The sequence below is a fragment of the Amycolatopsis sp. genome (assembly GCF_035276945.1).
GTDB lineage: Bacteria > Actinomycetota > Actinomycetes > Mycobacteriales > Pseudonocardiaceae > Amycolatopsis_E.
The window spans coordinates 71,307-93,360 of the sequence record NZ_DATELF010000032.1 but is presented as its reverse complement, the minus strand read 5'-3'; the positions used below and the strand labels follow the sequence as shown (position 1 = coordinate 93,360).

Sequence of the window (22,054 nt, the reverse complement as noted above, 5' to 3'; positions counted from 1 at the left end):
CGAGCGTCACATTGTCGGAAGGCGACAGGCGCCTGGGGCCTTGTCTCCTCCTGCCGGGGGCAGCACCGCCAACAGGGCAGCGCGCAATTCCACCGGCACCTTCCGCTCCGGCATCCGGTATCCCTCGGGGAGGTTCAGCGCGAGCTCCGGGCACTCGGTGTCCGCGCGGTCCGCGCAGGCGGACGCCTGCCGGGACACCTTCGTGATCTCCCCGGCGATGTGAAGCTGCCACTCATTGAGCGTGAGCAGGTCGGGCGGATCGGCGAACAGCTCCGGATTGAGCTGGACGAACTCGACGTCTCCGCGCAGTGACATCAGGCGCATGGTCAGGCGCGCGTACTCGTCGAGCATGCGGCGGCGTACCGCGATGTCGACCAGCGCACAACCCGCGGGCCTGGACAGCGTCTCGTAGGCGGCGACTTCGGCTTCGTACGGAACCTGGTTCTCGGCGACCAGGCTGGGGAATTCGCGGAGCCGGACCAGCATCGAGTCGACATCGGAGACCGGCTGCCCGCCCCGGCCGCCGCGCTGATACGTGGTGGCGGTCAGCTCGTCGTCGGAGATCTCGATGATCGCGACGAACTCGCCGCCGATCCGCACGCCCCGGACATAACCGTCGCCGTAGCGGCGCCGGAATATCTCGGACTCCCCCTTTTCGAGCAGGTTCCAGGCATCCGCACCCAGCGTGGCGGACCGGCAGTGGCGGAAAGAGCTTTCGACGGCACGTCGTGCGATCAGGAACGTGGAATACGAGTTGAAGCTCACCTGTTTGACGAATCCCGCCTTGCCCTCGTCACCGAAAACACCGTCGGCGGACAGGCCGACCGAGGAGTACAGGTCTTCCAGTCCATTCGCGACCTTGATCCCGTAGTCGACCACCCGCGCCGCGGATGTTTCGCCGACCTCACCCGGATCCACCCCGAACCCCGCACCGGCGCCGTCGAGCAGGTTCACTCCCCGGCCGAAGGCCATGCCGCGGCTCCACGTGACATTCACCGCGCGATTGTTCATGCCTTCTCCGCCAGGCCGAAGATTGTGGTAGCGCTGCTCGTGCCGCCGGACCGCACCGGGTTCGGCGAGTTGCTCCACGAGCCGGCACGTCGTGGCCTTCGGCAGGCCGCGGATTCGCGCCAGCCCGGACGGCCCGGTGCCGTGGCTGTGGGAAACGGCTTCGAGCACTGGGAGGCATCGTCGAGAACGCTCCGCCCCTTGTTCCCCGCTGCATCCACGAATACCTCCCACCCGTACACCCTGTACTCGTAAACCGGCGCCCCGCCATTACTGTTTCTTGGACAATTCCCCCTTACGGCGCAGCGACGCCCGGCAAACGGATGACGAGCCGGCGCAACATAACGCCCGGTCAGGACAGTGAGACCGGCACTGGACGCCGCCGCCGTCCAGTGATCGAATTGATACCCTCAGTGGTCGGTGCGCGGCCACGAACAATGAGCGCGAAAAGTGAAATACTGGCGTTCGCGAGCGGTTGTTTTCAGTGGACGGTGGGGCCACCGCCGGGATGCCGAATTCGCCGAGCAGGCCGCGGGTGCGTCGCTCGATGGCATCGCGGATCGGCCGCACGGCCTCGACCCCTTGGCCCGCCGGGTCGTCGAGTTTCCAGTCGAGGTGGCGCTTGCCGGGGAATACCGGGCAGGCGTCCCACAGCCCATGGTGCTCACCACGTCCGAAGACCGCACGGCGTCGGCGGTGAGTACTTGGGGATCTCGGCGGAGATGTCGATGCCGACTTCCCGTATCGCCTCCACCACGGCCGGGTTGACGTGTCCGGCCGGTGCGGAACCGGCCGAGCGGACCTCGATCCGGCCGCCGGCGAGGTGGGTGGGGAACGCGGCGGCCATCTGGGACCGTCCGGCGTTGTGCACGCGGACGAACAGCACGGACGGTGGGGCGGAGGCGGTCATGGGGTCGGAGCCTGCCTTTCGGCCGCCGCCCGCCGGAGCAGCGGCACCGCGCCGCTCACGCGCCGACCACCGTTGCCGGTGCCGCGGGGGCCTGGAGCAGGCCGGACAGCCGCGCGAGGGCGTCCGGGAGCACCCAGTAGTAGACCCAGGTGCCGCGCCGTTCGCAGTCGGCCAGCCCGGCTTCCCGCAGCACCTTCAGATGGTGGGAGATCGTCGGCTGGGACACGTCGAACGGGCCGATCAGCTCGCAGACACACGCCTCACCGCCCTCGTGCGAGGCGATCAGCGACAGCAGCCGCAGCCGGACCGGGTCCGACAGGGCCTTGAACATCCGCGACAGCTCGACTGCCGCGTCCTCACCCAGCGGCTCACGGACCATCGGCGCACAGCACCCCGTACCCTCCGCGAGGAGCGGTAGACCAGCTTGTTTCGACACAGCTCTATGTTGACAGCCGTCTATCTCGGTGGCAACCTACCTCTATATCGACGTCTGTCGATACAAGTCGTTTCCGATGGGAGCCTGTGATGTCCCGTGTCCAGCTCGCCCTGCGTGTCGCCGACCTGGAAGGCTCGATCGCCTTCTATGCCAAGCTGTTCGGCACCGGGCCGGCCAAGCGCCGCGAGGGCTATGCCAACTTCGCCATCGCCGAACCGCCGTTGAAACTCGTGCTCATCGAGGGCGAGCCCGGCCAGGAAACCCGGCTGGACCACCTCGGCGTGGAAGTCGCCAACACTGAGGAGGTCACCGCCACCACCACCCGGCTGCGGGACGCCGGCCTGGCGACCTTCGAGGAGAACGACACCTCGTGCTGTTACGCGCTGCAGGACAAGGTGTGGGTGACCGGTCCCGGCAAGGAGCCGTGGGAGGTCTACGTGGTCAAGGGCGACGCCGACACCCTCGGCAAGACCGCCGAGGAGGCGCCGGACGCCTGCTGCACCCCACTCGACCCCGGCCGCACTCCGGCCGAAGGGCGAAACCCACGATGATCGCCGGACTCGTCCGGCGGGAGCGGGAGAAAGCGCTATCCCCGTGCGCTTTCCCCCGCAGTCGGTGAACTCACTCCGGGAGCGGTTCGGTCAACGGGAGCTGGACCTGGAACCGGGTGTTTCCCGGTTCGGACTCCACCCGCAGGTCGCCACGATGGCGGTCGACCACGATCCGCCACGAGATGTCCAGGCCCAGGCCGGTCCCTTCGCCGACCGGTTTCGTGGTGAAGAACGGTTCGAAGATCCGTTGCCTGGTCTCCGCCGGAATACCGGGTCCGGTGTCGCCGATCTCAACCAGGACGTGATCGTTCGACCGGGCGGTGCGGACGGTCAGGATACCCGAGCCCGACATGGCACTCACCGCGTTGTCGATCAGGTTCGTCCACACCTGGTTCAGTTCCCCCGCGTAGGCGGGCACGGTGGGCAGGGTGCGGTCGTAGTCCTTGACCACCGTGATCCCCGCGCCGATCATGCTGGCCAGCATGATCAGCGTCGAGTCGAGGCCCTCGTGCACGTCGATCCACTGGTGCGGCGCGCGGTCCATCTGGGAGTACTGCTTGGCCGCTCCGATCAGCGCCGAGATCCGGGTGGTGGAGTCCTCGATCTCGCCCATCAGCATCTCGGTCTCCAGCGCGTACGCCAGCCAGCGCACGGCGCCGTCGATGAGCTCCTCGCCGACCGAGTCGAGCACGTGGTCGAGACTTTCGGCGGTGAGCCCGGCGGAGACGAAGATCGGCGCGAGGTCCCAGCCCTGCTGGAGGCCGTGGTCCTCCAGCCAGTCCCCGATCTCGTCCTCCCGGTCCGCCTGTCGCATGGCGGTCAACGGCTGCGCGTCGGCAACCTGCTTGACCAGCTGTTCCTGCACCTCGAGCAGTTGTTCCAGCAGGTCCGGATCGATGTCCTTCTTGGCCAGGATCGCCAGCTTGTGCCGCATCCCGGCGACCCGCTCACGCAGCGCGGCGGTCGCGCGGACGGCCGCGGCCGCCGGGTTGTTGAGCTCGTGGGTGAGCCCGGCGGACAGCTCGCCGAGCGCGAGCAGGCGGCGGCGTTGCCCGATCACGGCGTCTGCGTTACGCCAGCCGAGGAAGAAACCCTCGAGCAGATGGGTCGCCATCGGGAACCAGGCACGGAACCGTGCGGCGAACTCCTCGGCGGGCAGCGTGAGGAACGCCAGGTCGGTGATCGCGTACACCGAAGCCTGGTACTGCTCCTGAACCTGGTGGAAGAAGAACCGCGTCGCTCCGCAGTAGACACCCCGCTGATCGCTGCGCGTGGTCTCCACCTCGGTGCCGCCGACCATCCTGGTCATCCGCAGCGCGCCGGAAAGCAGCAGGTAGAAACAGGTGGCCGGGTCGCCCTCACCGATCACTTTCGTGCGAGCCGGATACTCCTCGACCTTGCCGTGCGCGGCTATCCAGTCCAACTGGGCGTCGTCGAGGCTTTCGAACAGGAACAGGCCCCGGAGGAATTCCCGGGACAGCGGGGGCTCGGGCCGCGGGTTGGTCATCGGGCCTCCAGGTAACGGTGCACGAGGGTCACGGCCATCGCACCCTCGCCGACTGCGGAGGCCACCCGCTTCACCGACTGGGACCGCACATCACCCGCGACGAACACGCCGGGAATCGAGGCCTCCAGGTGCAGCGGGTCCCGGTCGAGCGACCACCCCGGCGGCCGACGGCCGTCGACGAGCAGGTCCGGGCCCGTGCAGACGAACCCGTGCTCATCGCGAACGATGCTGTCGCCGAGCCATTCGGTGCGCGGGGCGGCGCCGATGAACACGAACAGGTGACCCGTGGGCACCCTCTCGAGCTGTCCCTTTTCACACAACGTCAACGCTTCCAGGTGATCGTCGCCGTGCACGGCCTCGACCGTGGTCGCGGTGCGCACATGGACGTTGTCGATCGCGTCCAGTTGCTCGATCAGGTAGTGGGACATCGAGTCCCGTAGCGAGGCACCGCGAACCAGGATGGAGACGTTCTTGGCATGGCCGGAAAAGAACACCGCGGCCTGCCCCGCCGAGTTGGCCCCGCCCACGATGTAGACGTGCTCACCCTCGCACGCCGGTGCTTCGGTCGAGGCCGATCCGTAGAAGACCCCGCGGCCGGTCAGGCCGGCGACGCCCTGGGCCCGCAGCTCGCGATAGGACACCCCGGTCGCGAGCACCACGGCGTGCGCGGCCAGTTCGGTGCCGTCCCCGAACCGGACGACCCTGGCCGAACCGCACACTTCCAGGCTCACCACGTCACGGGCGGTGAGCACCTCGGCGCCGAACTTCTGCGCCTGCCGGCGAGCCCGGCCGGTCAGCTGCGCACCGGAAACCCCGTCAGGGAACCCGAGGTAGTTCTCGATCCGTGAGGACTGGCCGGCCTGGCCGCCGGTCGCCTTCCGCTCGACGAGTACGGTGCGCAGCCCCTCGGAGGCGCCGTAGACGGCGGCGCCGAGCCCGGCCGGCCCGCCACCGATGACGATCAGGTCGTAGAAGTCCTCGGCCGGGCGCGTGGACAGCCCCACCGCGTCGGCGAGCTCGGCCCCGGCGGGCTTGCGGAGCACGGTCCCGTCCGAGGTGATCAGCACGGGGATGTCCTGCTGAGTGGCGCCGGCGGCCTCCAGCAGGCGGCCACCTTCCGGCTCGTCGACCGAGTACCAGCGGTAGGGCACGGAGTTACGGGCCAGGAAGTCGCGGACCCGGTAGGTCGGCGCGGACCACCGGTGCCCGATCACCTTCGCCTCCGCGACGACGGGCCTGCTCCCCATCGCGCGCCAGGTGTCCACGAGCTGGTCGACTACCGGGTAGAGCTTCTCGTCCGGCGGGTCCCACGGCTTGAGCAGGTAGTGGTCGACGTCGACGACGTTGATCGCCTGGATTGCGGCCTCGGTGTCGGCGTAGGCGGTCAGCAGGGCGCGGCGTGCGTCCGGGAACAGGTCCATGGCCCGCTCGAGGAACGCGATGCCGTCCATCTCCGGCATCCGGTAGTCGGCGAGGATCGCGACGACACGGTCCCCACGCAACTTGATTTCACGTAGCGCGTCGAGCGCGTCCGCGCCCGAGCCGGCGCGTACGACGCGGTAGTCCTGACCGTAGCGACGGCGGAGGTCGCGGGCGACCGACCGCGAGACGGCGGGATCGTCGTCGACGGTCATCAGGATGGGGAGGCTCACATGGGAACCCTACGGCTTCTGGCGGCTCCTGTGGGCCGGGATTCTAGTTGAGCCTCTCGCACTCAACTTTGGGAACAAAACCAGGCTCAAGTTCGTAGTACCAGGTGAAGGTTCCGATCCCCCAACGAGGAGGTGAGAGCCATGGCGCTGCCCGCCGTGCGCTCGTCCTACACTCCCCAGCTGCTGCGCTGGGACCCGTTCCGTGAGTTCGACGACCTCTTCGGTCAGTTGACCCGGCTGACCGGCTCGACGACGTGGTCGCCGCTCGCCGACGTCTCGGAGACCGACGACGAGTACCTGATCGAGCTCGACCTGCCAGGTGTCCGCAGGGAGGACGTCGACATCGAGCTGAACCGCGACGAGCTGGGCATCACCGGTGAGCTCAAGGAGCAGGAGCGCGAAGGCCTGTTCCACCGCCGCACACGCCGCACCGGCAAGTTCGCCTACCGGATCAGCCTGCCTCCCCGGGTGGACACCACCGCCGTCGACGCCTCGATGGCCGACGGGGTGCTGACGGTCCGCGTGCCGAAGAGCCAGGAGGCGAAGCCGCGTCGCATCGCCGTCTCGTGACCGAAAGCGCGAGTCCCCCTCCCCCCGGGGAGGGGGACTCGCGAGGGTCAGCGCCCATTTGTAGCTGATGTCCGACGAACTGTAGAGACAGCTTGTGCTGCCCGGACCGCTGCCGACCTCGGTCGGCTCACCCTTGGTGACACCCCTGTACTTGTCGCAGATCTTGATCTTCTTCTTGCTGTCGCCGATGATCGTGATATTGCTGAACTTCGCGAGGTCACCGGTGTTTGTTCCCGCGATAGCCTTTCCGGGCACGGTGGCGGTGACGTTGGAAATCACGATGTTGCACTTGTACGGGTTTTGCAGTTACCGCACGACCGGTAAAGCTCGCCGCAGTCCTCCACCTGTAAACTGCTGATGTACATGGCGCCGGGACCGTTGTGCTGGAAGACCTTGCCGGAGGCAAGCCGGACGCCCCGCCATTGATGTTCATCGTCTGAGCGTGACGGCGTCCTCGCCGACAGCCTCCCACCACACGTTTGATCAGTGTGCGGGTGCCGAGGCAGTGCACGCCGTCGGCGGCGGGGTTGCCCAGTAACACGTTCTTCAGCGTCACCCCGCGGCCAGTTCGAAAATGGAACCCTGGTCCTCGTCCTGGCCGCCGGTGCCGTAGAACCGTTTCATACCACCGTCGAAGGTGCCGGTCACCTTGATCGTGGCCGGTACGGCCCGCGGACCGTTCGCCGTCGGCCAGCTCGCCGCAGCGGCGGTTCCTGGGAGCGCCCCCGACAATGGCGGCGAACTCCTGGACATGGCGCGGGTGAACGCCATGGCGCGCGAGGCCGGAGCGAGGGTGCTGTGGGATCTGAGTCCCGCCGTCGGCGCGGTTCCCGTGCGGTTGAGCGAAGTAATCGCTTCGAGCAGTGCGGCGCGTAGTTTCATCGTCATTGACGAACCTCTTCTTCTCCATGATTCCGATGGAAACCGTCGAAGGGACTCCGAGGCGCGGGCGGAGATTCGGAAACGATTTCCGGCGGGAACAACTACCGTGTGAGCGCCAACACAACGTCTTGGCCCGGTTGTCACCCGCCTGCCCGTTTGTGAAAACCCCGAGCTGGGACCATGCCTGGCCCGGGGTGAAACTTTCCTGGCCCCCAACGATTAAGCTGGGTCCACAGTGATCAGCTGACGTGAGAGGGTGGGTTGGTGGCTCCTCGACCAGTCCGGAGCGGCCGGCCGACGTTGGAGGACGTCGCGGCCAAGGCCGGCGTTTCCCGCTCGACGGCCTCCCGTGTGCTCAACGAGGAGAGCTACGTCAGCCCGAAGGCCCGCGACGCCGTCCTGGCCGCGGCACAGGCGCTCGACTACTCACCGAACCAGGCGGCGAGGTCTCTGGTCACCCGGCGCACCGGAGCGGTCGCGCTGCTGCTGTCCGAGCCCGAGTCCAAGGTGCTCGACGACCCGTACTTCGCCGCCGTGGTGCGCGCGGGCTTCCGCGAGCTGGCGCGGGTGGGCAGCCAGATGCTGGTGATGTTCGTGGACAGCGCCGACGACGTGCCCGTGACGGCCCGGTTCCTCGGCGCCGGCCACGTCGACGGCGCGCTCGTGTTCGCGCCGCATCGCGACGACCCCCTGCCCGCCGCGCTGAAAGCGCTTCCGCTTCCGATCGTGTTCGGCGGCAGGGCCGGAACCACCCGTGGCCTGCACGTGATCGACTTCGACAACCGGGGCGGCGCCCGGCTCGCCGTGCGGCACCTGGTCTCGCTGGGCCGCCGCCGCATCGCCACCATCACCGGCCCCCGCGACCATCCGGCCGCGCAGGACCGCCACGGCGGCTGGCGGAAAGAACTGGCCGAGCACGGTATCGACCCCGACGGCCTGGCCGAGGACGGCGAATTCACCTTCGACGGCGGCGAACACGCCATGACGAAGCTGCTCGAACGCGCCCCGGACCTCGACGCGGTGTTCGCGGCGAGCGACCCCATGGCGGCCGGCGCGCTGCGAGCCCTGCGGGCCGCGAAGCGGCGCGTGCCTCGGGACGTCGCGATCATCGGCTTCGACGACAACCCGACGCTGGCGCCCGCGATGAGCCCGCCGCTGAGCTCGGTGCACCAGGATCCGGCCGAGCAGGTCCGCGAGATGGTCGCCGTGCTGATGCGGCTGGCCGCGGGCGAGGACGTCCGACCCGGCCGCCGCGCGCTGCCCGTGTCGCTGGTGCTGCGCGAGTCCACCCCGCCCGTCAGGCCTTGACCGCCCCCGCGGTGAGTCCCCTGACCAGCGCCTTCTGCAGGAGCAGGAAGCCGAGCACCACCGGGACGCTGACCACCAGCGACGCCGCCATCACCTGGTTCCAGTACACATTGGACTGAGTGGCGTAGGCACGGAGGCCGACCGCCAGCGTGCGGGTTTCCGTGGTGGTCAGCACCGAGGCGAACAACACCTCGGTCCACGCGGTCATGAACGCGTAGATCGTCACCGCGGCCACCCCGGGCAGCGCCACCGGCAGCACCACCCGGACCAGCGCGCCCAGCGGCCCGGAACCGTCCACCAGCGCCGCTTCGTCGAGTTCACGGGGAATCGAGTCGAAGTAGCCGACCAGCAGCCAGATCGCGAACGGCAGCGAGAACGTCAGGTAGGTGATCACCAGCCCGGACCGGGTGCCGAACAGGTGGAACCCGGCGGCCCGGTCCAGGTTGACGTAGATCAAGAACAGCGGCAGCAGGAACAGGATGCCCGGGAACATCTGGGTGGACAGCACCGTGGCCAGGAATCCACTCCTGCCGCGGAACCGGTAGCGGCTCACCGCGTACCCGGCGAGGATCGCGATGAGCACGCTCAACACGCTCGCCCCCAGGGATATCCAGAGGCTGTTGATGAAATAGTGCGCCAGCGGGACGGTCCGCCACATGTCGATGAACGGCTGCACGGTCATGACCGACGGCCAGAAGGTGAACAGGCTTTGCACGTCCCGCAGGGGCTTCACCGCGGACACCAGCATCACGTACAGCGGTACCACCGTGAAGACCGTCAGCACGACAAGCACGAAAACGCGCGTGACGCGAACCCAGGCGGCATCACGCATTTCGAGCCCTCCGTCCCGATGCCACAGTTCTGCAAGACGCACCCACGGGTGCGTCGCTCACCACCACGCCGACCTCCCCTTTCGCGTTCCTTTCCAGAGGTACAGCACCGAAACCACCAGCAGGAAGAACAGGACCAGCACCGACATCGCCGAGCCGAGGCCGAAATTCCAGGTCACGAAGGACGACTGGTAGATGTGCACGGCCAGCACGTCGGCCTCGGCGGGCGCGGCCGCGCCGAACAACGTGTACGGCACGGTGAAATCGTTGAAAATCCACAGGAAAAGCACCAGCAGCAACACCCGGTTGACCGGCCGCAGCATCGGGAGCGTGACGCCCAGAAGCTTCTGCCACGGCCCGGCGCCGTCCACTTCCGCGACCTCGTAAAGCTCGTCCGGAATGCTTTGCAGGCCCGCCGTGATCGTCAGGAAGGCGTACGGCCACAACCGCCAGATCATCACCACCACGAGACTCACGAAACTGTTCGGGCCGACCAACCAGAACGGGCGGTCGCCGGTCAGGCCCAGCACGTCCACCAGGATCCGGTTCACCAGGCCGGTGTCGCGTTCCAGCATGAACCGCCAGGTGATGGTCGCGGTGAACACCGGCAGCGCGAACGGAACCAGGAACAACGTCCGCAGCAACGCCCTGCCGCGAAACGGTTTCTGCAGCGCGACCGCCGCCGCGAGCCCGAACAACCACGAGATCGCGACCACCAGCGCGGTGAACGCGACGGTGATCAAAAAGGAATGCAGCAACTGCTGCCCCACCGGGGAACTCAGCCTCGCCGCGAGCGCGAAGTTCTGCGGGCCGACGAACGGCGCTCTGGTCCAGTCCCGCAGCGTGAACTGGGTGACCTGCCGCAGGCTCATCCAGACCCCGACCAGCATCGGGATCACGTGCACGGCCAGTTCCGCGATCAGCGCGGGAATCAGCAGCAGACAGGGAAACCATTTCCGGACCCGCCGGCGTGAAAACGACGGACGCCTGGGGGTCGTGCGCGGTGCCGTGGCGGTCGCGGTCATCCGCCGCTGCGCATCTGCTGGTTGGCCGTGTTCAGCTTGGCTTTGATCGTTGCATCGTCCACCTTCTTCCCACTCGCGGCCTGGGCAAGGAGATCCTTCACCACGGTCCCGATCAGCGTTTCGAACTGGGACTCCTGCGGAATCATCGGCATCGGCTCGGCGCGGTCAGCGAGCACCTGCCGGAAAGTGCTGATCAGCGGGGTGGAGAACTGCGCGTCCTGGTAAGCCGCCGTCACCACGGGCAGCGAGCCCAACTGGGCGTTGAGCACCTTCTGCTCGTCCAGGCTGGTCATGAAGTCGATGAACCGCAGGGCACCGGAAAGGTTGTCACTGTTGGCGAACGCGGTGATGTTGATCCCGGCGACGTGGCTGGAAACCGGCTTGCCGCCGGCAGGCAGCGGGTCCACCACCGGGATCGGCACCACGCCGTAGTCGCCCTCGTTCATACCGAGCGATTTCAGTACGGCGGTCGCGTTGCTCTGCTGCATGATCATCGCGGCCTGGCCGGAGGCGAATTCGCCGTCCATGTCGACATCGTTGAGATGCTCGGCGTCGCTGGGATTGGCCAGACCTTCGGAGATCAGGTCGACGTACTGCTTGACACCGGCCACCATCTGCGCCGAGTCGAACTGGGGGTCACTTCCGGCGAACAGCTGCGCGCCGTTCTGGCGGCCGAACATGAACGCGAAGTGCGAGCCCTCGGTGTAACTCGCACCTTCGATGCCGATCCCCCACCGCCCCTTGGCCGGATCGGTCAGCTTCCTGGCCGCCTCACGCAGTTCCGGCCAGGTCTTCGGTGGCCGCGAATCGGCTTCCGCGAAAAGTTTCCTGTTGTAGAACAGCCCGTAGGCCAGGCCGTAGAGCGGCACCGCGGCAGGGGCCTGCCCGGCGGCCCCGGTGGCCGCCATGCTGCTCGCCAGGAACTTTTCCCGGCCGCCCACCCGCGCGAGGGTGGCATCGTCGAACTGGTGCAGCGCGCCGGTGGCCTGCAGCGACGCCGACCAGGTGTTGCCGATGTTGAGCACGTCCGGGCCCTGGCCGCTGGTGGTCGCGGCGAGTATCCGGTTCAGCAGGTCAGGCCAGACGATCACCTCGAGTTCGACGTGAATACCGGTCTGCTTCTCGAACCTGTCCAACTCCGGCTGGAGGATCTTCCGGTCGTTGTCCAGGCTCGTCGACTGGTTGCTCGCCCAGTAGGTAAGCGTTTTCCCATCGGAGGAAGATCCCGATCCGCATGCGGTGACGCCGGCGACCAGCAACAGGGCGGCTAGCACGGCCACGGTCCTCGATGACCTCACGTTCACTCCCTGACAGGATGTTAACGTGGATCACACGATCCCAGTTGACCGGTTAAGTGTCAACGGTGGATAGTTTCAAAATACCCACCCGGCTTGTCAAGCGGTGACCAAGGAGTTACAGTCGGAGGCCACTGGGAGCGCTCCCAGACAATGGGTCGACCAAGGAGTCCCAATGAGATCTGATCCTCCACGCGTGCGCGGCAGGCGCGCACGGCGTGGCCTCACCGCGGCGGCGGCCACCTTACTCGCCGCCGGACTGTTCGTGAACCCGGTCGCCCGCGGCGCGGACGTCCAGGCACAGGCACGGGTCGACAACCCGTATGCCGGGGCCAAAGTGTACGTGAACCCGGAATGGTCCGCCCACGCGGCCGCGGAACCGGGCGGCGGCAAGGTATCCAACCAGCCCACCGGGGTATGGCTCGACCGGATCGCGGCGATCCAGGGCACGAGCGGGAGCATGGGCCTGCGAGCCCACCTCGACCGGGCGCTCTCGCAGGGCGCGAACCTGATCCAGCTGGTCGTCTACGACCTGCCCGGCCGTGACTGCGCGGCGCTGGCGTCCAACGGCGAGCTTCCGCCGAACGACCTGCCCCGGTACGAGTCCGAGTTCATCGACCCGATCGCGGCCATCCTGGCGGATTCGAAATATTCGAATCTGCGGATCGTCACGGTGATCGAGATCGACTCGCTGCCGAACCTGGTCACCAACACCAACAGCAGGCCGACCGCCACCGCGGCCTGCGACACGATGCTGCAGAACGGGAACTACGTCAACGGCGTCGGGTACGCGCTGTCCAAGCTGGGCGCGATTCCCAACGTGTACAACTACCTCGACGCGGCACACCACGGCTGGATCGGCTGGGACGACAACTTCACCGCGACCGCCTCGATGCTGGCGCAGGCGGCGAGGGCGTCCGGCAGCACGGTCGACAACGTCACCGGCTTCATCACCAACACCGCCAACTACAGCGCGCTCACCGAGCCGTACTTCACCATCAACGACTCCGTGAACGGCACCTCGGTGCGGCAGTCGAAGTGGGTGGACTGGAACCGCTACGTGGACGAACTTTCGTTCGCGCAGGCGTTCCGGCAGCAGCTCGTCAACGCCGGTTTCCCGTCGAACATCGGCATGCTGATCGACACCTCCCGCAACGGCTGGGGTGGCTCCGCCCGCCCCGCCGGGCCTGGCGCGATGACCAGCGTGGACACTTACGTCAACGGCGGGCGGCTCGACCGCCGGATTCACGTAGGCAACTGGTGCAACCAGTCCGGCGCCGGCCTCGGTGAGCGGCCCCGCGCCACCCCGGCGAGCGAGATCGACGCCTACGTGTGGATGAAGCCGCCGGGCGAATCCGATGGCTCCAGCAGCCCGATCCCGAACAACGAAGGCAAGGGCTTCGACCCGATGTGCGACCCGACCTACACCGGCAACGTCCGCAACGGGTACAACATGTCCGGCGCGCTGCCCGACGCCCCGCTGTCCGGGCACTGGTTCTCCACCCAGTTCCAGCAGCTACTCGCCAACGCCTACCCGCCCCTGTAGGCACGAGGAGAGGAGCTGGTGATGAAGCGGCTACGCGCAATGTGGTGCGTGGTCGCCGCGGTGGCCGGGCTCGTCGTGGGCGCGACGAGCCCGGCCACCGCGGCACCACGGGCACAAGCACAGGCAGCTGGTACGGGCACGGGTTACTGGCACGCGGTCGGCGCGCAGTTGGTGGACGCGACCGGCGCGCCCGTCCGGATGACCGGCATCAACTGGTTCGGCCTGGAGACGGCGAGCCACACCTTCCATGGGTTGTGGTCCCGCAACTACAAGGACATGGTCGACCAGATGGCGGGGCTGGGCTACAACACCATCCGGGTGCCCTTCGCCAACCAGCTGTTCGACGCGGGTTCGGCGCCGAACAACATCGACTACACCAAGAATCCCGATCTGCGGGGCCTTTCCGGCCTCCAGATCATGGACAAGGTGATCGGCTACGCCGGGCAGAAGGGCATGCGGGTCATCCTCGACCAGCACCGTCCGGACTCCGGTGCACAGTCGCCGCTGTGGTACACCAGCGCCTACCCGGAGAGCCGCTGGCTGTCCGACTGGCGGATGCTCGCCCAGCGCTACCAGGGCGACAGCACGGTGATCGGGGTGGATCTGCACAACGAACCGCATGCGGTGCAGGGCGGCAGCGGCGCGTGCTGGGGTTGCGGGGACACCACAAAGGACTGGCGGCTGGCCGCGGAGCGCGCGGGCAACGCCATCCTGTCGGTCAACCCGGACCTACTGATCATCGTGGAGGGCGTGGACTGTGTGTCCGGCACCGGCGCCCCGGAATGTGGCTGGTGGGGTGGCAATCTCTCCGGTGCGGCGAAGTACCCGGTCCGACTGTCCAAACCGGACAAGCTGGTGTACTCGGCGCACGAGTACGCGACCTCGGTCTATCACCAGACCTGGTTCGACGCCCCGAACTATCCGACCAACCTGCCCGCGTTGTGGGACCATTTCTTCGGGTATCTGGAGAAACAGAACATCGCCCCGGTCCTGCTCGGCGAGTTCGGCACCACCCTGGCCGCCGGTGTCGACCAGACCTGGCTGCGGGACCTGCTCAGGTATCTGGGCAGCGGCACCTCGGGAATCGATTTCACCTACTGGTCGTGGAATCCGAACTCCGGGGATACCGGTGGCATCCTGAACGACGACTGGACCACGGTCAACACGACCAAGCAGGCCTACCTGTCGCCGTATCTCATTCCACCGGTCGCGAGAAATGCGGCGGTGCCACCACTTACTGTCGCCAGCTGGGGGTGATGCCGCGGTATTCGGGGTCGACATACCACCGTCGCTGGATGGGGACCGTGACCGAGTACGTCAGGGCGTCCTGGTCACTGTCCGGCCAGACCCGGCCGCAGGGCAGCGCGGTGGCCGGGCGGCGGAGACGGGGCGTCCCACCTTGCTCCGCCGCCCGCTCGATCGCCACTCTGGCCATGATGTCCGCGACCGAGACGCGGGGGGACAGGGAGCGCAGGGCACGGCGCGACCGGATTTTGTGCCGCACGGCCAAGATGATCACCAGCGCCGCCGGCAGGCCGAACGCCAGTGACAGGTAGGCCACGAACACCGACTTCACGAGTTGCCCCTCCCGGTGCGTTTTCCCGCTGAGCCGAACACGGAGGCCGACGGCGACCGGTTCGGTGACTCCTCGTTAGTACCCCATTGGCCCAACCCTCATGCTCACGGAGCGCAACCTGCCGCGGCATGGCCGGCACTGCCGCAAGAACCAGTTCACGAGAACACAGACGAAAAGGGCATGCCATGCGCAGAGCACCGTTGCTCGCCGCGATCCTGGTCGCCGCCGGGCTGGTCACCCCACCTCTGGTGCACTCCGAGCCGCGAGCGATCGCGGCGGAAACCTATTCCTGGCACAACGCGGGAAATCGGCGGCGGTGGTTTCGTTCCGGGAATAGTGTTCGATCGGAAGGAAAAGGACCTCGTCCACCCACGCGCGGATATCGGCGGCACCTATCGCTGGAAAGCGAGCATTGGCCGGTGGATTCCGCTCCTGGGCTGGGTCGGCTGGCAGAACTGGCGTTACAACGGCGTGGTGAGCCTGCCCACCGACGACGTCGATCCGAACCGGGTCCATGCCGGCGTCGGCATGTACACCATCGGCTGGGACCCCGGCAACGGCGCGATCCTGCGCTCGACCGAGCGCGGAAACACCTGGCAGAGCACGGTTCTCCCGGTCAAGCTCGGCGGGAACGGGCCGGGGCATGGGCGAACGGCTGGCGGTCGATCCGAACAACAACAGCGTGCTGTACTTCGGGGCGCCGAGCGGGAACGGCCTGTGGCGCAGCACCGACGGCGGCGCCAGCTGGACGAAGATCTGGGACTGGGCAAGCCATCCCAACCACACCTTGATCTGGGACTGGGCAAGCCATCCCAACCACACCTTGATCTGGGACTGGGCAAGCCATCCCAACCACACCTTCCGATACACAGGACATCTCGTCCTCGCCTGGCTGAACTTCGGCACGAACCGTCCCCGCCGGAGGTCACCCCGAAGCTCGGCTGGCTGACCGAGGCGATGAAGATCGACCCGTTCGACTCCAACCACCTGCTCTACCGCAGGGGGCCACCATTTACGGCACCTCGAACCTGACGAGCGGGACTCCGGCGGCAAGATCACCATCAGGCCGGCCGCGGCGGGGCTCGAGGAGACCACGGTGCTCGACCGGATCAGCCCGCCGTCCGGGCCGTCACTGGTGTCCGGCCTCGGCGACATCGACGGGTTCCGGCACAACGACCTCGCCACCGTACCGTCCACAATGTTCACCTCCCCGGTGTTCACTTCGACCACGAGCCTCGACTACGCGGAACTGTCCCCGAACGTACTAGTGCGGCCGGGGCGACACGCGAGTCGGGCTTCCACGACCCGCGAGTCCAACTTCCGCGACACGCGAGTCCAGCTTTCGCGACACGCGAGTCCAGCTTTCGCGACACGCGAGTCCAGCTTTCGCGACCCACGAGTTCCCCTCGGTGTGGCTTATGTTCGGTCTCCTTGGTATGCGCGCAGGCCTGGGCACCAGCCGGACCGGGTGGTGCCCAGGCGACGGCGACCGGGCGGGGTCAGGAGATGCCCGTGGATGCGGCCGTCCTGGCCCCAGTGCAGGAACTCCTCTTCCCACGGCCGGTCCAGCAGCAGCCGTCGCTCGGTCAGTTCGGCTTGCTGGGCAAGGAAGTCACGAAGTAGCGCCAGCAACCTGTTCAGTCCTGACTGGACGTTTGACGTGCTCATACCGTCATGCTGCGCCCGCCGCGCCGCCACCAAAAGCGGCAGCTCCGCACGCTGCCGTCAATATCCCGCCACAATCAGAACTCGCGGTCGGCGCGCTCGCGAGAGAAGGGATCACGACTGGCGATGAGCACCGCCACACCCCGGTCCACCGCCTCACGTAGCAGTGACCGCGGTGCCAATCCTGATGCGAAGTCGCCTCGTCGGCTACCAGGAGTAGCGCGCACGATCAATGTTCGTCCGACCACGCCGCGGACAGGGCCGTCAGGAAGGCAGCGACGACCGCGAGTGCCACCGCCGGCTGTTTCCCGTCATGAAAGGCGCTCGAGACGACGGCACCATCCCCCCAGCGAATCGTCCGCGCGATTCTCGCACCAATCAATCACGAAAACGATGCCTTGATCCCCGTGATTATGAGATCCAGTCCGGCCCGGAACTCCTTGTCTCGCCTGGCCCGCGGGACGCCGCTCTTGCGTGCCTGTTCCTCGATGGTGAAACCCTGCACGTAACTGGTGAGCGTGTCGACGGCGAGTTCGGCCAGTTCCCGCGAGGCGCCGGCGGAGCGGGCTACGCCGGTGAACCAGTTCCAGCTCGCCTGCGCGGCCGGGCCGGGTTCGACGAAAGTCGCCATCAGCCGGGCCCCGTCCCGGTAGGCCAACATGGCTTCGCGCATGTTCCCGGCGGCCGAGTGGATCTGCGCCGTCCAGTCACCATGCGGGGCGGCGGGAGCCGCTCCGCGCGCGGCGATGTGCTCGACCATCGCGTCGAGCAACAATCGTTTGCTCGCGAAATGCCGGTAGAGCGCGCTCGGCCGGACCCCGAGTCGCTCGGCGAGCCGGCGCGTGGTGAGCGCGTCGAGCCCGACTTCATCGAGCAGTTCCAGCGCGGCTTCCAGCACCTCGTCCCGTCGCGACATGGCGACAGCTTGCCATCCGCACCCTTCGGCGTATTGTGAACTCAGTTCACGTGAACTTAGTTCACGCATCACGGAGGAGTCTTCATGCGAGTGATCGTGATCGGCGCCGGACTCGCCGGGCTGGCTCTGGCTCAGGGACTGCGCGGCGCGGGCATCGAGGTCGAGGTCTACGAGCGCGACGCCACCGTCGAGGCACGGTTCCAGGGTTATCGCGTCGGCCTCTTCGACTCCGCGCTGGCGAACCTGCAAACCTGCCTGCCCGAACGGTGGCATGCGTTGCTGACCAGGATCGGCGGTGTCCTCACCGGAGACGGCAGGGCGGTCGACCCGCAGCTGACGGAGCTGGTCCGGATACCGCGCCGTGACGAGGGTCTCCTGTTCGACCGGCATGTGCTACGCCATCTGCTGCTGACCGGCCTCGACGTGCGATTCGGCAAGAAACTCGACCGCTACGTGGAGCTGCCCGACGGACAGGTGCGAGCCGAGTTCGCAGACGGCAGCGCGGCCACCGGCGATCTCCTGGTCGGCGCGGACGGCCTGGGCTCGACCGTGCGCCGCCAACTACTCCCCGAGACCGAGATCCTGGGCACTGGCGTCAACGGGGTCATCGGCCGCACCCCGCTGACCAACCGGTTCGCCGCGCTCGTGCCCGGCTGGACCACCGTCGTGATGGGCGAAGGCCGGCAGCTCTACCTCGGCAAGATGCCCGTCGAGCGATCACCCCGGCTCGTCGCGGCCGAACTGGCGCCCGAGGTACAGCTGCCCGACGCGGCCGGCTACCTGCGCTGGGTCATGCTGGTCCCGCCCGGCGGTCCCGTCGACGTCGAGCGGGAGTATGCGGGCCAGGACGGCATCGACGTCGTGCTGGATCTCGTCCGGGGCTGGCATCCGGAGCTGCGCGCGCTGATCGAGCAGGGCGACCCGGACAACAGCGGGATCGGCCCGATCCGGTATGCCGAGCCGATCCCGCCGTGGCCCACTCGGACGGTCACGCTGCTCGGCGACTCCGCCCATCCGATGCCACCGGGGGGCCTCGGTGCCAACCTGGCCTTGGGCGACGCCGCCTTGCTCACCACACAACTGGCGAGCGCCGACCCGCTCCTGCCCGCCATCGCTTCCTACGAGCGGCAAATGCTCACGACCGCCGAGAAAGCCCATCACGAGGCAATGGCCACCCTGCCTGTCTTCCAGCACTTGCGGCAGTCCTAAACGTCCCCGCGGCCGAGTACGACAACGGCCGAGATGCGGCAGCGTCCGATGAAGTCGTTCGCCCAACGAGCTTGTACGGCGGGGCCACGGCCCGGTGGGCACGGGTGTCGACCCGGTCCGTCTGGCTCGGCGTGCACGGCCGAACGCCGTGCTGATGCCCGAAATGGACGGTATCGAGGCGACCCGCCTGATCTGCGGCGGGCGCGAGACGAGCGAAATCCGGGTGCCGGCCCTGACCACTTTCGATCTGGATTCCTACGTCTATCCTGCTGTCCGCCATCCGCATCGTCGCGGCTGGTGACGCGCTGCTCGCACCGAGTGTGACGCGGCGTCTCATCGAAGAGTTCGCCAAGCAGCCGCGTCGCACCGTGATGCGCTTGCCCGACGGGGTTACCGGACGCGAGCGTGAAGTGCTCACGCTCACCGCCCGAGGTCTGTCGGACACCGAAACAGCTGCCGAGCTCCAGCTGAGCCTCGTCACGGTGGAGACCCACGTCGGCCATCTGCTGGCCAACTGCCCGCCCGAAACCGGGCGCAACTGGTGATCATCGTGTACGAGAGCGGACTGGTCTCCGCTCGGCATGCCGACCGACCGTCAGGCCGCCTGCTGGCGGGTGCGGACCTTGCGACGTTCCTGCTCGCTCAGCCCACCGAAGATCCCATGGTCCAGCCCGTTTTCCAGGGCGTAGTCCAGGCATTCGGCGCGGACCGGGCAGCGTGCGCAGACGGCCTTCGCCTGCGCTAGCTGCCGTGCTCCCGGGCCCATCTCGGACACGGGGAAGAACAGCTCAGGGTCCTCGTCCCGGCAGGCGGCCCTGTGTCGCCAGTCAACCATCACTCGCCTCATACTGCCGCCTCCTTCCGGCGTTTTCGGGGCACGGCTTCACCGCTGGTGGAAAAGCGCGTCGACAGCCCGAAGCCGTTCAACGTGTCCCCACCTGGTTGTGTTCCCCCGACCCCGATATGGTCCTACCCACATCCCGTCCAGCCCAACCGCTTTTTCAGAAAGCGCCCTCGAGCTCAGCCGCCGAAGCGCATCCGGAAGCTCGTGACGGCGAGGCCGAGCAGGGTGCTGTCGTACCACGAGTTGCCGGGTCGTCGTGCTGGTCCGGCAGGGGGCCTTGCCGTGCCGGGCGGAAACGAGGTTGCCGGGGCCAGTGGCCTGGTCCGTGCCGCAGACCCCTCGACGCCGTGCCCGTGAGCACCCGGATACGCGCGACCGGACGGTTGAGCCTGGCCCAAGGCCCGCATGGCCCTGGTTGTGCGCGTATAGACCCTGCCCGGCCGGTAGTCCACGAAAGCGGCGGCCACCACCGCCCGGCCGAACACGGTCACCGGTCTCAACCCGTTCGACAGCGCGGGCAGCTCCGCCCGCGGGATCAGCCACACGGAAACCTGGCCGCGCCGTGCGCAGGTGCCACGGCGACGGCGGGTATTCACTGTCCATGGTGGATTGCGGTGAGGTGGTAGTCGGCCGGACTCGCCTTCGCGGTGCGGCGGTGGTATTCCCAGACGAGGCCGGGCCAGTTCGTCGTGATCCGGCCGCCGCCCTCGTGGTACCAGCTCGCGCACCCGCTCCACACGCTGCTCGCCAGCCGCCGCTGCAGCTCGGTGTCGAACCGCTCGGCGACCTCCCCGCGGACCTCCACATAGGACGGGCCGTAGGTCAGGATCTTCAGGATGTACCGGTACTGCCGCTCGATCATGAAGATGATCGAGTTGCCGCCGAGATTGGTGTTCGGGCCGTAGACCAGGAACATGTTGGGAAATCCGGGTATGGTCATGCCCAGGTAGGCGCGCGCGCCACCCGCCCATTCGTCACTGAGTTCACGCCCACCGAGGCCGCGGATCCGCATCGGCGCAAGGTACTCCGTGGCGTGGAAGCCCGTGCCATAGATGATCACGTCGGCCTCGTGCTCACCCGACGTGGTCCGGACCCCGCGCGAGGTGATCTCGAGGATCTGATCGGTGACCAGGTCCACGTTCGGCGCGCTGATCGCCGGGAACCAGTCGTTGGAGAACAGCAACCGCTTGCACCCGATCCGGTGGTCCGGGACGAGCCGGGCACGCAGCGCCGGATCGGGCACCTGGCGGCGCAGGTGGTACCGGAACAGTAGCTCGACGAGCTTGCCCAGGGGTCGTACGGCGGTCAGCGCGAGGGTGAGCAGTTCGCCGGCGAACCAGGTGGCCGCGCGCATCGCCGCCTGAACGCCGGGCACGGACCGGAACAGCCGATGGTGCCAGGAACGGTAGGCGATGTCGGGCTTCGGGACGACGTAGGGGGCGGAGCGCTGGAAAACTGTCAGCCGTTCGGCCATGGGCTGGATTCGGGGCACGAACTGAATCGCGCTGGCACCGGTACCGATTACCGTGATCCGGCGGCCGGCGAGTTCGACGTCGTGGTCCCAGCGAGCCGAATGGAAGATGGGCCCGTCGAACTCGTCGGCCCCAGGAATCTCCGGAACCGCTGGTCTGGACAGCAGCCCGACCGCGGGCACGAGCACGTCCGCCTCGAAGGTCTCCCCCGACGCGGTTTCGAGACGCCAGCGGCCGTCGAACGATGCCCCGGTCACCTCAGTGCCGAACCGGATGTACTCGATCACCCCTGCTTCCCGGGCGGTTCGGCGCAAGTAAGCCAGGATGTCCGACTGTTCGGCATAGCGACGCGGCCAGGTCCGGTTCGGCGCGAAGGAGTACGAGTACAGCGGCGACGGTACGTCGCAGGCTGCGCCCGGATAGGTGTTGTCCCGCCACACCCCGCCGAGGTCATTCGCCCGCTCGAAGATCGTGAAGTCGGTGAACCCGGCGCGCTTGAGCATCACGGCGAGACCGAGGCCACCGAAGCCGGCACCGACGATGGCCACGGACGGCCGCGAGTTACTCACCAGTACAAGATTAATTGGATTCTGCCCGGCAGCCAAGCCCCGGCCGCCCCCGCGCGAGTCCGCCTTCCACGACACCCGAGTCCGGCCTTCCGGTCACCCGAGTCCGGCCTTCACGACCCCGAGCCCCCGGTTCGTGCGCGAGAGGAACTCGGCGCGCGCCAAAGCCGAACTCACCCGTCGCCAAAGCCCGACTCACCCGTCGCCAAAAGCCGACCCACGTGTCACCAAAGCCCGACTCACGTGTCACCAAAGGCCGACTCGCATGTCGCGGAAGGCCGACTCG

The 22,054-nt window shown here is 67.5% G+C and carries 22 protein-coding genes and 2 pseudogenes; 8 read left to right on the top strand and 16 right to left on the bottom strand.

Annotated elements, in window-relative coordinates; all coding sequences use genetic code 11:
- Nucleotides 1–6: 6 nt before the first annotated feature.
- The 3 genes and pseudogenes from VJT49_RS04640 to VJT49_RS04630 form a co-directional block, all read right to left on the bottom strand.
- Nucleotides 7–1,179, bottom strand: coding sequence for a hypothetical protein (locus VJT49_RS04640; protein ID WP_324163423.1), 1,173 nt, complete (start codon nucleotides 1,177–1,179; stop codon nucleotides 7–9).
- 345 nt (nucleotides 1,180–1,524) lie between these two features.
- Nucleotides 1,525–1,918, bottom strand: a pseudogene (locus VJT49_RS04635) (arsenate reductase ArsC); the annotation flags it as partial.
- Nucleotides 1,919–1,973: 55 nt separating this feature from the next.
- Nucleotides 1,974–2,297 carry an ArsR/SmtB family transcription factor gene (locus VJT49_RS04630; RefSeq protein ID WP_414635814.1) on the bottom strand — a complete coding sequence of 108 codons (324 nt, stop codon included), beginning with the start codon at nucleotides 2,295–2,297 and terminating at the stop codon, nucleotides 1,974–1,976.
- Nucleotides 2,298–2,443: 146 nt separating this feature from the next.
- Between VJT49_RS04630 and VJT49_RS04625 the strand changes: the two genes are divergently transcribed.
- Nucleotides 2,444–2,905, top strand: coding sequence for an ArsI/CadI family heavy metal resistance metalloenzyme (locus VJT49_RS04625; RefSeq protein WP_324163421.1), 462 nt, complete (start codon nucleotides 2,444–2,446; stop codon nucleotides 2,903–2,905).
- Nucleotides 2,906–2,975: 70 nt separating this feature from the next.
- On the opposite strand, the gene VJT49_RS04620 is transcribed toward VJT49_RS04625, so the two are convergent.
- Together VJT49_RS04620 and VJT49_RS04615 are read right to left on the bottom strand one after the other, a co-directional pair.
- Entirely contained in the window at nucleotides 2,976–4,412 is a 1,437-nt protein-coding gene (locus VJT49_RS04620; RefSeq protein WP_324163420.1) for a sensor histidine kinase, read from the bottom strand.
- Entirely contained in the window at nucleotides 4,409–6,064 is a 1,656-nt protein-coding gene (locus tag VJT49_RS04615) for an FAD-dependent oxidoreductase (RefSeq protein ID WP_324163419.1), read from the bottom strand. Before VJT49_RS04615 ends, VJT49_RS04620 begins: the two co-directional genes overlap by 4 nt.
- A gap of 141 nt (nucleotides 6,065–6,205) precedes the next feature.
- Between VJT49_RS04615 and VJT49_RS04610 the strand changes: the two genes are divergently transcribed.
- Entirely contained in the window at nucleotides 6,206–6,634 is a 429-nt protein-coding gene (locus VJT49_RS04610) for an Hsp20/alpha crystallin family protein (protein WP_324163418.1), read from the top strand.
- Between the two features lie 275 nt (nucleotides 6,635–6,909).
- Here VJT49_RS04610 and VJT49_RS04605 read toward each other — a convergent pair whose 3' ends face one another.
- Together VJT49_RS04605 and VJT49_RS04600 are read right to left on the bottom strand one after the other, a co-directional pair.
- A complete protein-coding gene (locus tag VJT49_RS04605) occupies nucleotides 6,910–6,999 on the bottom strand; it encodes a pectate lyase (RefSeq protein WP_324163417.1) in 90 nt (29 codons plus the stop codon).
- A gap of 187 nt (nucleotides 7,000–7,186) precedes the next feature.
- On the bottom strand, nucleotides 7,187–7,522 hold the full coding sequence (locus tag VJT49_RS04600; RefSeq protein ID WP_324163416.1) for a hypothetical protein: 336 nt from the start codon (nucleotides 7,520–7,522) through the stop codon (nucleotides 7,187–7,189).
- Nucleotides 7,523–7,780: 258 nt separating this feature from the next.
- Between VJT49_RS04600 and VJT49_RS04595 the strand changes: the two genes are divergently transcribed.
- On the top strand, nucleotides 7,781–8,824 hold the full coding sequence (locus tag VJT49_RS04595) for a LacI family DNA-binding transcriptional regulator (protein WP_324163415.1): 1,044 nt from the start codon (nucleotides 7,781–7,783) through the stop codon (nucleotides 8,822–8,824).
- On the opposite strand, the gene VJT49_RS04590 is transcribed toward VJT49_RS04595, so the two are convergent.
- The 3 genes from VJT49_RS04590 to VJT49_RS04580 are packed head-to-tail and all read right to left on the bottom strand — an operon-like array spanning nucleotide 8,814 to nucleotide 11,977.
- Nucleotides 8,814–9,656: a carbohydrate ABC transporter permease gene (locus VJT49_RS04590; RefSeq protein ID WP_324163414.1), complete on the bottom strand. Its 843-nt coding sequence runs from the start codon at nucleotides 9,654–9,656 to the stop codon at nucleotides 8,814–8,816. The genes VJT49_RS04595 and VJT49_RS04590 overlap by 11 nt on opposite strands.
- A 57-nt stretch (nucleotides 9,657–9,713) precedes the next feature.
- Nucleotides 9,714–10,679 (bottom strand): sugar ABC transporter permease, encoded by a 966-nt coding sequence (locus VJT49_RS04585; RefSeq protein ID WP_324163413.1) that lies wholly within the window; start codon nucleotides 10,677–10,679, stop codon nucleotides 9,714–9,716.
- Entirely contained in the window at nucleotides 10,676–11,977 is a 1,302-nt protein-coding gene (locus VJT49_RS04580; protein ID WP_324163412.1) for a sugar ABC transporter substrate-binding protein, read from the bottom strand. The genes VJT49_RS04585 and VJT49_RS04580 overlap by 4 nt, the downstream gene beginning before the upstream one ends.
- Before the next feature lie 172 nt (nucleotides 11,978–12,149).
- Here VJT49_RS04580 and VJT49_RS04575 point away from each other — a divergent pair, with 172 nt between their 5' ends.
- Together VJT49_RS04575 and VJT49_RS04570 are read left to right on the top strand one after the other, a co-directional pair.
- Nucleotides 12,150–13,520 carry a glycoside hydrolase family 6 protein gene (locus VJT49_RS04575; RefSeq protein WP_324163411.1) on the top strand — a complete coding sequence of 457 codons (1,371 nt, stop codon included), beginning with the start codon at nucleotides 12,150–12,152 and terminating at the stop codon, nucleotides 13,518–13,520.
- A gap of 21 nt (nucleotides 13,521–13,541) precedes the next feature.
- Complete coding sequence (locus VJT49_RS04570) at nucleotides 13,542–14,777, top strand: glycoside hydrolase family 5 protein (RefSeq protein WP_324163410.1); 1,236 nt, start codon at nucleotides 13,542–13,544, stop codon at nucleotides 14,775–14,777.
- Here VJT49_RS04570 and VJT49_RS04565 read toward each other — a convergent pair.
- Nucleotides 14,755–15,096 (bottom strand): hypothetical protein, encoded by a 342-nt coding sequence (locus VJT49_RS04565; protein WP_324163409.1) that lies wholly within the window; start codon nucleotides 15,094–15,096, stop codon nucleotides 14,755–14,757. The two genes, VJT49_RS04570 and VJT49_RS04565, sit on opposite strands and share 23 nt — an antisense overlap.
- 336 nt (nucleotides 15,097–15,432) lie before the next feature.
- On the opposite strand from VJT49_RS04565, the gene VJT49_RS04560 reads away from it, so the two are divergent.
- On the top strand, nucleotides 15,433–16,128 hold the full coding sequence (locus VJT49_RS04560; protein ID WP_324163408.1) for a hypothetical protein: 696 nt from the start codon (nucleotides 15,433–15,435) through the stop codon (nucleotides 16,126–16,128).
- A gap of 384 nt (nucleotides 16,129–16,512) precedes the next feature.
- On the opposite strand, the gene VJT49_RS04555 is transcribed toward VJT49_RS04560, so the two are convergent.
- Together VJT49_RS04555 and VJT49_RS04550 are read right to left on the bottom strand one after the other, a co-directional pair.
- A complete protein-coding gene (locus tag VJT49_RS04555; protein WP_324163407.1) occupies nucleotides 16,513–16,764 on the bottom strand; it encodes a hypothetical protein in 252 nt (83 codons plus the stop codon).
- A gap of 379 nt (nucleotides 16,765–17,143) precedes the next feature.
- Nucleotides 17,144–17,677: a TetR/AcrR family transcriptional regulator C-terminal domain-containing protein gene (locus VJT49_RS04550; protein WP_324163406.1), complete on the bottom strand. Its 534-nt coding sequence runs from the start codon at nucleotides 17,675–17,677 to the stop codon at nucleotides 17,144–17,146.
- 84 nt (nucleotides 17,678–17,761) lie between these two features.
- Here VJT49_RS04550 and VJT49_RS04545 point away from each other — a divergent pair, with 84 nt between their 5' ends.
- Nucleotides 17,762–18,886: an FAD-dependent oxidoreductase gene (locus VJT49_RS04545; RefSeq protein WP_324163405.1), complete on the top strand. Its 1,125-nt coding sequence runs from the start codon at nucleotides 17,762–17,764 to the stop codon at nucleotides 18,884–18,886.
- A gap of 88 nt (nucleotides 18,887–18,974) precedes the next feature.
- Nucleotides 18,975–19,460 (top strand): annotated as a pseudogene (locus VJT49_RS04540) (DNA-binding response regulator); the annotation flags it as partial.
- Nucleotides 19,461–19,481: 21 nt separating this feature from the next.
- On the opposite strand, the gene VJT49_RS04535 reads toward VJT49_RS04540, so the two are convergent.
- The 3 genes from VJT49_RS04535 to VJT49_RS04525 all read right to left on the bottom strand — a co-directional run bounded on the left by VJT49_RS04535 (nucleotide 19,482) and on the right by VJT49_RS04525 (nucleotide 21,771).
- On the bottom strand, nucleotides 19,482–19,733 hold the full coding sequence (locus VJT49_RS04535; protein ID WP_324163404.1) for a WhiB family transcriptional regulator: 252 nt from the start codon (nucleotides 19,731–19,733) through the stop codon (nucleotides 19,482–19,484).
- 173 nt (nucleotides 19,734–19,906) lie between these two features.
- The gene (locus VJT49_RS04530; RefSeq protein ID WP_324163403.1) at nucleotides 19,907–20,275 is read right to left on the bottom strand and encodes a hypothetical protein; all 369 of its coding nucleotides are present in this window, start codon (nucleotides 20,273–20,275) and stop codon (nucleotides 19,907–19,909) included.
- 47 nt (nucleotides 20,276–20,322) lie between these two features.
- Nucleotides 20,323–21,771, bottom strand: coding sequence for an NAD(P)/FAD-dependent oxidoreductase (locus VJT49_RS04525; RefSeq protein WP_324163402.1), 1,449 nt, complete (start codon nucleotides 21,769–21,771; stop codon nucleotides 20,323–20,325).
- Nucleotides 21,772–22,054 lie beyond the last annotated feature (283 nt).

Coding starts and splice junctions, on each gene's coding strand:
- VJT49_RS04630 (WP_414635814.1), bottom strand. CDS start 2,297: ATGGTCCGTGAGCCGCTGGGTGAGGACGCGGCAGTCGAGCTGTCGCGG.
- VJT49_RS04625 (WP_324163421.1), top strand. CDS start 2,444: ATGTCCCGTGTCCAGCTCGCCCTGCGTGTCGCCGACCTGGAAGGCTCG.
- VJT49_RS04620 (WP_324163420.1), bottom strand. CDS start 4,412: ATGACCAACCCGCGGCCCGAGCCCCCGCTGTCCCGGGAATTCCTCCGG.
- VJT49_RS04610 (WP_324163418.1), top strand. CDS start 6,206: ATGGCGCTGCCCGCCGTGCGCTCGTCCTACACTCCCCAGCTGCTGCGC.
- VJT49_RS04605 (WP_324163417.1), bottom strand. CDS start 6,999: ATGTACATCAGCAGTTTACAGGTGGAGGACTGCGGCGAGCTTTACCGG.
- VJT49_RS04600 (WP_324163416.1), bottom strand. CDS start 7,522: ATGACGATGAAACTACGCGCCGCACTGCTCGAAGCGATTACTTCGCTC.
- VJT49_RS04590 (WP_324163414.1), bottom strand. CDS start 9,656: ATGCGTGATGCCGCCTGGGTTCGCGTCACGCGCGTTTTCGTGCTTGTC.
- VJT49_RS04585 (WP_324163413.1), bottom strand. CDS start 10,679: ATGACCGCGACCGCCACGGCACCGCGCACGACCCCCAGGCGTCCGTCG.
- VJT49_RS04575 (WP_324163411.1), top strand. CDS start 12,150: ATGAGATCTGATCCTCCACGCGTGCGCGGCAGGCGCGCACGGCGTGGC.
- VJT49_RS04570 (WP_324163410.1), top strand. CDS start 13,542: ATGAAGCGGCTACGCGCAATGTGGTGCGTGGTCGCCGCGGTGGCCGGG.
- VJT49_RS04555 (WP_324163407.1), bottom strand. CDS start 16,764: ATGAGCACGTCAAACGTCCAGTCAGGACTGAACAGGTTGCTGGCGCTA.
- VJT49_RS04550 (WP_324163406.1), bottom strand. CDS start 17,677: ATGTCGCGACGGGACGAGGTGCTGGAAGCCGCGCTGGAACTGCTCGAT.
- VJT49_RS04545 (WP_324163405.1), top strand. CDS start 17,762: ATGCGAGTGATCGTGATCGGCGCCGGACTCGCCGGGCTGGCTCTGGCT.
- VJT49_RS04535 (WP_324163404.1), bottom strand. CDS start 19,733: ATGAGGCGAGTGATGGTTGACTGGCGACACAGGGCCGCCTGCCGGGAC.